Source organism: Stenotrophomonas sp. P5_A8 (assembly GCF_056400545.1).
The window spans coordinates 1-9,606 of record NZ_JBFULB010000147.1 but is presented as its reverse complement, the minus strand read 5'-3'; the positions used below and the strand labels follow the sequence as shown (position 1 = coordinate 9,606).

6 protein-coding genes and 1 pseudogene are annotated in these 9,606 nt (G+C 68.0%); 2 read left to right on the top strand and 5 right to left on the bottom strand.

Translation table 11 applies throughout. The features are described 5' to 3' along the window. Positions 1 to 82 (top strand): annotated as a pseudogene (locus tag AC1DQP_RS11850) (DUF2058 domain-containing protein); the annotation flags it as partial. A 54-nt stretch (positions 83 to 136) separates the two neighbouring features. Further along, positions 137 to 2,212, top strand: a complete 2,076-nt coding sequence (locus tag AC1DQP_RS11845; protein ID WP_478051653.1) for an acyltransferase family protein — start codon at positions 137 to 139, stop codon at positions 2,210 to 2,212. Between the two features lie 57 nt (positions 2,213 to 2,269). Here AC1DQP_RS11845 and AC1DQP_RS11840 read toward each other — a convergent pair whose 3' ends face one another. The 5 genes from AC1DQP_RS11840 to AC1DQP_RS11820 all read right to left on the bottom strand — a co-directional run. Next, positions 2,270 to 3,604, bottom strand: coding sequence for an amidohydrolase family protein (locus tag AC1DQP_RS11840; protein WP_457319381.1), 1,335 nt, complete (start codon positions 3,602 to 3,604; stop codon positions 2,270 to 2,272). Between the two features lie 232 nt (positions 3,605 to 3,836). Next, positions 3,837 to 5,021 (bottom strand): MFS transporter, encoded by a 1,185-nt coding sequence (locus AC1DQP_RS11835; RefSeq protein WP_256774563.1) that lies wholly within the window; start codon positions 5,019 to 5,021, stop codon positions 3,837 to 3,839. Between the two features lie 92 nt (positions 5,022 to 5,113). Continuing rightward, complete coding sequence (gene metH / locus AC1DQP_RS11830) at positions 5,114 to 7,798, bottom strand: methionine synthase (RefSeq protein WP_478051654.1); 2,685 nt, start codon at positions 7,796 to 7,798, stop codon at positions 5,114 to 5,116. 26 nt (positions 7,799 to 7,824) lie between these two features. Beyond that, on the bottom strand, positions 7,825 to 8,925 hold the full coding sequence (locus tag AC1DQP_RS11825; protein WP_256774562.1) for a homocysteine S-methyltransferase family protein: 1,101 nt from the start codon (positions 8,923 to 8,925) through the stop codon (positions 7,825 to 7,827). Between the two features lie 9 nt (positions 8,926 to 8,934). Beyond that, a partial coding sequence (locus AC1DQP_RS11820) for a class I SAM-dependent methyltransferase (RefSeq protein ID WP_478051652.1) occupies positions 8,935 to 9,606 on the bottom strand: 672 nt, incomplete at its 5' end.

The window sequence follows — 9,606 nt, the reverse complement described above, 5'->3', positions numbered from 1 at the left end:
GCGCGTGGACCCCAATGCCACCGCGGAAGAAGATCCGTACGCCGATCCGGCCTACCAGGTGCCCGACGACCTGGTCTGGTGATTCCACTCCGGTCGCGGTGATCACCACCGCGACCGATGCCCTGCAGGGACGCGCATGACGGCTGATCCAGTTCGCGGCTATGTGCCGCATATCGATGGCCTGCGTGCGATCGCAGTGCTGGCGGTGATCCTGTTCCACCTGGATCCGTCCTGGTTGCCCGGTGGGTTCACCGGCGTGGATGTGTTCTTCGTCATCTCCGGGTTCGTGGTCAGCGCGTCGGTACACCGGCTGCCGCCGCTGCCATTGCGGGATTCGCTGCTGCGTTTCTACGCCCGGCGGCTGCGTCGCATCGCTCCGGCGCTGGTGACCTGCCTGCTGCTGACCAGTCTGGCCAGCGTGCTGCTCATTCCCCAGTCCTGGCTCAGTGAAGCCAGCGACATGACCGGCCTGATGGCCTTCTTCGGCCTGAGCAACTGGGTGCTGGTGGGGGTCGGCAGCGATTACTTTGCACCACGTGCCGAGTTCAATCCGTTTACCCACACCTGGTCGTTGGGCGTGGAAGAGCAGTTCTACCTGCTGTTTCCGCTGCTGTTCCTGGCCTGGAGTCGCGGTGGGCGCAGCCGCTGGACCAGCGTGGGCCTGTTCGCGCTGGCCAGTGCGGCCTCCATCGGTCATGCGGTTTACGCAGGCAGCCATCCGGAACAGGCGGTGCGCGCTTTCTACGCCACGACCACGCGCTTCTGGCAGCTGGGTGCGGGCGTGCTGCTGTTCCAGCTGCTGCATCTTCGCGCCACCGGGGCGGATGCAGCGGTCCCATCGCGGCCCCTGCGCGTGGCGTGCTCGCTGTTGGCCGTCATCGCGCTGGCGATGCTGGGCTGGACCCTGTGGTCCGCGCGCGCCGGACACTCGCCCTGGCCGGACGGACTGTGGGCGGTGCTGGCGAGCGTGGGCCTGCTGCTGGCGCTGCACGTGCATCCGCGCGCGCTGGCGGGTCGCGTGCTGTCCAGCGCGCCGCTGCGGCGGATCGGACTGCTCTCGTACTCGCTGTATCTGTGGCACTGGCCGGTGTTCGTGCTGATGCGCTGGACGGTTGGCCTGGACACCACCGGCCAGCGCGTGTTCGCCATGCCGCTGGTGGCGTTGCTGTCCTGGGCCTCCCTGCGCTGGGTGGAGCGGCCGTTCCGCGGGCCGTTGGCCAAGCGGCTGTCCACCGGCCGATGGGTGGCCGTGGGCGTGGTGGCGCTGCTGCTTGCTGCGGGCCTGCAGGCGTTGATGTACCGGCAGGCGGCGCATCTTTCATTGAGCACGGTCAGTCGTCACCCGTTGGACTGGTATCCGGACGGCGACGCGGTGGCGGCCGACTACCCGAGTTGCGAGCTGCGGGTCGGCAAAGAGCGTTTCGAGGCCGGTCGTGCGCGCACGTTCTCGCGTGGCGAATGCGCTCGTCCGCTGCCCCCAGGCATGCCGCGCAACGTGTTCGTTGCCGGCGATTCGCATGCGATGGCCTACAACGAGCTGCTGCGCAGGCTGGCCCTGGAGACCGGCGCCACGGTGTGGCAGTACGGTCGTGGCGGCTGCCCGCAGCTGGGCCTGCAGGAATGGCGTTGGGTCGCGCAGGAGTGCGTGGGCTACGACGCGGCGGTGCGCGCCGACATCGCGCGGCGCGCGCAGCCCGGTGACGTGGTGTTGCTGGTGTCGCTGCGGGTGCCGCGTCTGTCCGACCAGTTCATCCTGTTCGACGCGCGCGAGCAGCGCGACAGCGAACACAGTGCGCAGGCCCGTGCCGGCCATGCCGCCGAGGCCGAGCGTGCGATTGCCGCCTGGCGACCGCTCGCCGAGACCGGCGTGCGCGTGGTGCTGGAGGCGCCCAAGCCGGTGTTGCCGGCGCCGCCGTACCGCTGCTCGGACCGGTTCAACGCGGCCAATGCGGTGTGCCGCAATGGCCTGCAGGTGCAGCGGGCGTGGATGGACGACTATCGCGCGCCGGCGCTGGTCGCGCTGCAGCAGGTGGCCGCGGGCCTACCCGGCGCAGTGATCTGGGATCCGTTGCCGATCCTCTGCGACACCGATGCCTGCCGCGCACAGCGCGACGGGCATCCCCTGTTCTTCGATGGCGATCATCTCAGTGGCTACGGCAACCGGTTGCTGCTGCCCTCGCTGCAGGCCACGCTGGCAACCCACCCGCGATAACGGAGTGAGGTAGGTGGGGATGATGTTCCCTGCGGCATGGCACCGGGAAGGCATCCATCATTCCGTGATCGGTCCGGCCACCTGCTGACCGGCCTGCCAGACCGCGCCGATGCGCTGGCTGTGGGTGATATCGGCCAGCGGATCGGCGTCCAGCACGAGCAGGTCGGCACGTTTGCCGGCCGCGATGCGACCACGGTCGCTCAGGCCGAGCAGGTCGGCAGCCTGGGCGGTGGCAGTCTGTAGCGCCTGGGTCGGGGTCAGCCCGGCCTGGACCAGCAGCTGCAGTTCGCGATGTTCGGCAAACCCGATCACCCGCTGTGGCATGGCCCCGGCATCGGTACCGAACCCGAGCTTGACCCCGACCGCATGCAGCCGCCGCAGGTTGTCCAGGTTGGTCGCCACGGCCTGGAGTGCGGCCGGTATGCCACTGCCGGCCAACTGCGCGCGTTGCCAGTCCGGCTGCGACCAGCGCGCCAGAACATCGGCCGGCAACGACGTGCGCAGGAATGGCTGCTGCAGTTGCTGCGGGTTTTCGGCATACCAGTAGTTGGCCTCGTCGATGGCTATGGTGGCGATATACCAGGTGCCCTGATCGCGCATTTTCCGCGCCAGCATCGGATCCACCGCGCGGTCGCGGATGCCATGGGCGAGGATGTCGACCTTGGCATCGACCAGATCGCGCGCCTGTGCCAGATCATGGATGTGCGCGGCGACCTTGAGACCGCGCGCGTGCGCCTCGGCAATGGCGGCGCGATACACCTCCGGCGTCATCATCGGCCGTTTGCCGCCCATGTCATCCACCCACAGTTTGATCAGGTCCACGCCATCGGCCTGCTGGGTGGCTACGGCCGCACGCGCCTCTTCGGCGTTGCGCGGACGCGCCACGGGATCATGGCTCAGGCCCATGCTGTCGGCCGGGGGCGCGCCGTCCGGTGCACCGATGCCACCGCCAGCGCCATACAGCTGTGCGCCCAGCCCGGGGTCGGCGTTGACCGCCTTGCGGATGGCGAAGAAGTCCGCCCCGTTCATGCCCAGCGCGGTCACCGTGGTGATGCCGTAGCGCTGGAACTGGCGCAGGTCGCGCACCACGTTGTCGCGGGTGTAGAAACGGTCGCCGTGCTCCAGTCCCTGGGTGTTGCCGACGTGCGCGTGGTCGCTGACCAGACCCGGCAGCAGGGTCTTGCCCGTGTAGTCGATACGGCGCGCACCGGTGGCGGCGGCTGGCAGCGGCGTGCCGACATGCACGATGCGGGGGCCATCGATCAGCACCGGGGTGATCCCAAGATCGCGCTGGCCGTCGAAGACGCGGGCGTTTTCGAGCAGGATCGGCTCGGCGGCGGCAGGCAGGGCAATGGCGGCAAGCAGCAATGCCCACAGGCGGGTCGGTCGCATCGGCGGCTCCAGTCAGGGGAGGTTTGAGCCTACCCCATCGAGGGGGCCGCATTGCCGGCCAGCGGCCGGCACTACCGGTTGGGAGGGTCGCGTTGCCGGCCAGCGGCCGGCACTACCGGTTGGGGGGGGCGTGTTGCCGGCCAGCGGCCGGCATTACCGGTTGGGAGGGTCGCGTTGCCGGCCMGCGGCCGGCACTACCGGGGCGGATTGGATTGCCGGCCCGCGGCCGGCATTACCGGGCGCGCAGCAATGGCAGGCTGATCGCGAAGAAGCACAGGAGCGCACCGGCGAACGCAAAGCCGCTGCCGGCCAGGAATGCGGTGCGGCCCTGGTCGATGTTCCACAACTGCCCGGCGATCAGCGCGCCGAGTACGCCGCCCACACCGGACGAAAAACCATACAGCAGGCCTTGGCCGTGCCCGTTGAGACGTCCCGGGAAATAGGTCGCCAGCATCTGCATCGCGGCGGCAAAGAAGGCGGCAAAGCCGAGCGCATGCGCGGTCTGTGCCACCAGCATCACCGGCAGGTTTTCCGGGAACAGGGCGGTGACGGCCCAGCGCACGGTGGAACTGAGCAGGGCGATCAGCAGCATCCAGCTGGCGTCATAGCGGCGGAAGAAGCGGCCGATGGTGAAGAACACGCCGACCTCGAACACGACCCCGACCGTCCACAACACGCCCAGCGTGGAGGTGGCATAGCCGTGATGGTCCATGTACACCGAGAAGAAGGTGTAATACGGGCCGAAGGAGAGCTGTTCCATGAACGCGGCGAGGAAGAACGCCAGCACCTGCGGCTTGCGCACGATCTGCCAGAAGCCGCTGGCATCGCCGTCGTTGCGCTGCAGGTTGCGCGCGTAGTGGTTGGCAAACCCGGAGGCGGTGAGCAGGCCGAACAACGGCAGCATCAGCCACGGCAGCAGGTGCGCGTTGCCGGCCCCGTCCTTGCCTTCGATGATCCAGCCAAACAGCATCACCACGGCGATGAAGCCCAGCGAGCCCCAGACCCGGATCAGGCCATAGCGGTGGCTGTCGCTGCCCAGGTGGGTGAGGGTGATCGATTCGAACTGCGGCATCACCGCGTTGTAGAAGAAGCAGAATGCGATCATCGCCGGGTACAGCCACGGCTGCGGCAGGGGCAGCAGGAACGCGCAGAAGGTCAGCAGGGTGAGCACGCAACCCAGGCGCAGCCAGAAGATCGGACGCGGCGAGGCGGCGGCGATGGAGGTCCAGGTGGTGGGCGCGACGATGCGCGTGGCGTACCACAGCCCCATCATCACGCTGATCGCGGTGACGCTCATGCCGCGCGAGGTGAGGAACAGGCTCCAGTAGGGCGTGAACGCGCCGAGTGCGGCGTAGTAGAACAGGTAGAAGGACGACAGGCGGACGGCCGGAACGGCGTCGCGGGTGGGGGCGGTCATGCGGGGTCTCGGTGGCGGCGCGCACCCACCAACGGTGGGCGCCTACCGCTGCATTATGACGGCAGCACCCGACCGTGGGTCGAGTGACGGACTCATTCCGGATCGTAATCCAGGTTCGAGGCCAGCCAGCGCTCGGCCTGCACGCGGTCCACGCCCTTGCGCTTGGCGTAGTCGCTGACCTGCTCGCGGGTAACCCGGCCGACCACGAAATACTGGCTCTGCGGATGGCTGAAGTAATAGCCCGATACCGCTGCGGTCGGCAGCATGGCAAAGCTCTCGGTCAGCTGCATGTCGGCGTTGCGCTCGGCGTCGAGCAGGCGGAACAGCGTGGCTTTTTCGCTGTGTTCCGGACAGGCCGGATAGCCCGGGGCAGGGCGGATGCCGGTGTACTTCTCGGCGATCAGCGACGCGTTGTCCAGCTGTTCGTCGGGCTGGTAGCCCCAGTAATCGGTCCGCACGTGCTGGTGCAGGCGTTCGGCCAGCGCCTCGGCAAGGCGATCGGCCAGGGCCTTGAGCAGGATGGCGTTGTAATCGTCGTTATCGGCTTCGAAGCGCGCCACGTGCGGATCGATGCCGATGCCGGCGGTGACCGCGAAGGCGCCGATCCAGTCCTGTTTGCCGCTGTCGGCCGGGGCGATGAAATCGGCCAGACAGAAGTCCGGCCGCTCGACCGGCTTGTCGACCTGCTGGCGCAGGAAGTGCAGCACGCTCGGGCCGGCATCGGTGCGCAGGTGCACGTCATCGCCGACGCTGTTGGCCGGCCACAGCCCGAACACGGCCTTGGCGGTCAACCACTTCTCCTCGACGATCCGCGCCAGCATCGCGCGGGCGTCCTTGTACAGGTCGCTGGCCTGGGCACCGACGATCTCATCGGTGAGGATCGCCGGATACTTGCCCGCCAGTTCCCAGGCCTGGAAGAACGGGGTCCAGTCGATCACCTCGACAAGGTCGTCCAGCGGATAGTCGTGCAGCACATGCAGGCCGGGCTTGCGCGGGGCGGGCGGGGTGTAATGGGCCCAGTCGCCGTCGAAACGCTGCGCGCGTGCCTTGGTCAGGGTCACCAGTCGCTTGGCGTCGCCACGGTTGCGATGGCGCTGGCGGATGTCGGCGTAGTCGGCCTCGTTGGCGGCCACGAATGCCTCGCGCAGCTCGCTGGAAATCAGCGACTGGGCCACGCCCACCGCACGGGAGGCGTCCTTCACCCATACCGTGGGCGCCTTGTAGTGCGGGTCGATCTTCAGCGCGGTGTGCGCGCGCGAGGTGGTCGCACCGCCGATCATCAGCGGCAAGGTAAAACCCTGGCGCTCCATCTCGCGGGCGACGTGGCTCATCTCCTCCAGCGACGGGGTGATCAGGCCGGACAGGCCGATGATGTCGGCGTTCTCGGCGCGCGCGGCGTCGAGGATCTTCTGCGCCGGCACCATTACGCCCAGGTCGATGACCTCGAAGTTGTTGCAGGCCAGAACCACGCCGACGATGTTCTTGCCGATGTCGTGCACATCACCCTTGACCGTGGCCATGATGATCTTGCCGTTGCTCTTGGCGGTGTCGCCGCTGCGGGCCTTCTCCGCTTCGATGTACGGCAGCAGATAGGCCACCGCCTTCTTCATCACGCGTGCGGACTTGACCACCTGCGGCAGGAACATCTTGCCGGCCCCGAACAGGTCGCCGACGATGTTCATGCCGTCCATCAGCGGCCCTTCGATGACGTCCAGGGGGCGGGTCGAGCGGGCGCGGGCCTCCTCGGTATCGGTCTCCACCCAGGCGTCCAGGCCGTGCACCAGCGCATGCGCCAGGCGCGCGTCGATCGGCTTCTCGCGCCAGGCCAGGTCTTCGCCCTTGACCTCGCCCTTCTTGCCTTTGTAACGCTCGGCGATTTCCAGCAGGCGCTCGGTGCCGTCGCGGCGGCGGTTGAGGATCACGTCTTCCACGCGTTCACGCAGTTCCGGATCGAGCTCGTCGTAGATCGGCATCGCGCCGGCGTTGACGATGCCCATGTCCATGCCGGCGGCGATGGCGTGGTAAAGGAAGACCGAATGGATCGCCTGGCGCACGCTTTCGTTGCCACGGAACGAGAACGACACGTTGGAGACGCCGCCGGAGATATGGCAGTGCGGCAGCGTGCGCTTGATGATGCGCGTGGCTTCGATGAAGTCCACCGCGTAGTTGTCGTGTTCCTCGATGCCGGTGGCGACGGCGAAGATGTTCGGGTCGAAGATGATGTCCTGCGGCGGGAAGCCGACCTGGTCGACCAGGATGCGGTAGGCGCGGGTGCAGATCTCCACCTTGCGCGCGCAGGTGTCGGCCTGGCCATCCTCGTCGAAGGCCATCACCACCGCGGCCGCGCCATAGCGCAGCACCTTGCGGGCGTGCTCGATGAACTGCGCCTCGCCTTCCTTGAGCGAGATTGAATTGACCACGCTCTTGCCCTGCAGGCACTTCAGTCCGGCCTCGATCACGCTCCACTTGGAGGAGTCGACCATCACCGGGATGCGCGCGATGTCCGGCTCGGACATGATCAGGTTGAGGTAGCGCGTCATCGCCTTTTCCGAGTCGATCAGGCCCTCGTCCATGTTCACGTCGAGGATCTGCGCCCCATTGGCGACCTGCTGGCGGGCCACGTCCACCGCCTCTTCGTAGCGCTCTTCCTTGACCAGCTTGCGGAACTGCGCGCTGCCGGTGACGTTGGTGCGCTCGCCGATGTTGACGAACAGCAGGTCCGGGGTGATCACCAGCGGCTCAAGGCCGGACAGGCGGGTGTAGCGGGGCGGCGTCACCGACGGACTGTTATCGGCGGGTACGCTCACGCGGCATCCTCCAGCGCCGGGCCGGGCAGGGCACGTGGCGGCAGGTCGGCCACGGCCTCGGCGATCGCGCGGATGTGCGCCGGGGTGGTGCCGCAACAGCCGCCAACGAGGTTGAGCAGGCCAGCGCTGGCGAACTCGCGCAGGGTGCCGGCCATTTCCTCGGGGGTTTCGTCGTACTCGCCAAACGCGTTGGGCAGGCCGGCGTTGGGATGCGCGCTGACCAGGCAGTCGGCCACGATCGACAGGGTTTCCACGTGCGGGCGCATGTCGTTGGCGCCCAGCGCGCAGTTCAGGCCCACCGACAGCGGCCGGCTGTGTGCGACCGAGGCATAGAACGCCTCGGCGGTCTGGCCCGACAGGGTGCGCCCGGAGGCGTCGGTGATGGTGCCGGAGATCATGATCGGCAGGCGTGCGCCACGGTCGTCGAAGGCTTCTTCGATGGCGAACAGCGCGGCCTTGGCGTTGAGGGTGTCGAAGATGGTTTCCACCATCAGGGTATCCGCGCCGCCGTCGATCAGGCCATCGATCGCTTCGCGGTAGGTCTGGCGCAGTGCGTCGAAGCTGGTGTTGCGGAACCCCGGGTCGTTGACGTCCGGGCTGATCGACGCGGTGCGGCTGGTGGGCCCGAGCACACCGATCACGAAGCGCGGCTTGCCCGGCGTGGTGGCCGCCACGGCATCGCAGCAGGCGCGCGCGACGGCGGCGCCGGCCTTGTTGAGTTCATAGACCAGGTGTTCCAGGTGGTAATCGGCCTGGCTGACCGAGGTGGCGTTGAAGGTGTTGGTCTCCACCAGGTCCGCGCCGGCCTCCAGGTAGGCGGTGTGGATCTGCGCGATCACCTCCGGCTTGCTCAGCAGCAGCAGGTCGTTGTTGCCTTTCAGGTCGTGGCCTTCCGGCGTGCCGTGGTCGCAGCCGGGGCCATGCGCGTGCGCGCTGTCGTAGCCTTCGGCGAAGCGTTCACCGCGATAGTCCGCTTCCTGCAGCCCATGGCGCTGGATCATCGTGCCCATCGCGCCATCGATGATCAGGATGCGCCGGGCGAGCGCGTCCTGCAGGGCGTGCACGCGGTCGGGATGGAGCCAGGGCAGCGACGACATGGGTGGACCTCAGGGCTTGCTGGCGATCAGCGAAATGACTTCGAAATGCGGCGGGCGTTTTTCGCGGGTCACCGTTTCCAGGCTGGACACGACCAACCCGGCTTTCTCGGCGAACTTGCGCAGTTCCTTGTCCGAGAAGCCCAGGTTGACGTGACCGTAGGCATCCACTGCCGCCTTGTGTTCGTGGCRGGCCAGGCTGCACAGCAGCAGGCGACCGCCCGAGCGCAGCACACGCGCGCCTTCGGCCACGGCCTGGGCCGGCTTGGCGGCGTAGGTCAGGGCGTGCATCAGCACCACCAGGTCGAAGCTGCGGTCCTTGAACGGCAGCGCATGCATGTCGCCTTCGCGCACTTCCACGTTGGCCAGCCGGCGCAGGCGCTCGCTCGCGGCGGCGACCACGCGCGCGCTGGTATCGATGCAGACATAGCGCTTGGCGTGCGGGGCCACCAGTTCGGCCAGCACGCCGTCGCCGGAGGCGATATCCAGCACATCCCCGGTTTCCAGCAGCGGCAGCGCGGTGCGTGCCAGCGCTTCCCAGGTGCGGCCGGGGGAGTAGTGGCGCTCCATGTCGCCGGCCACGCTGTCGGCCCAGTTCTGGTCGGCGGCGCGGCTGGCCAGTACGGCGGCGACGCGTTCAGCATCCTGGCGCAGCAGCGGATCGTCGCTGCCGGTGCTCAGTGC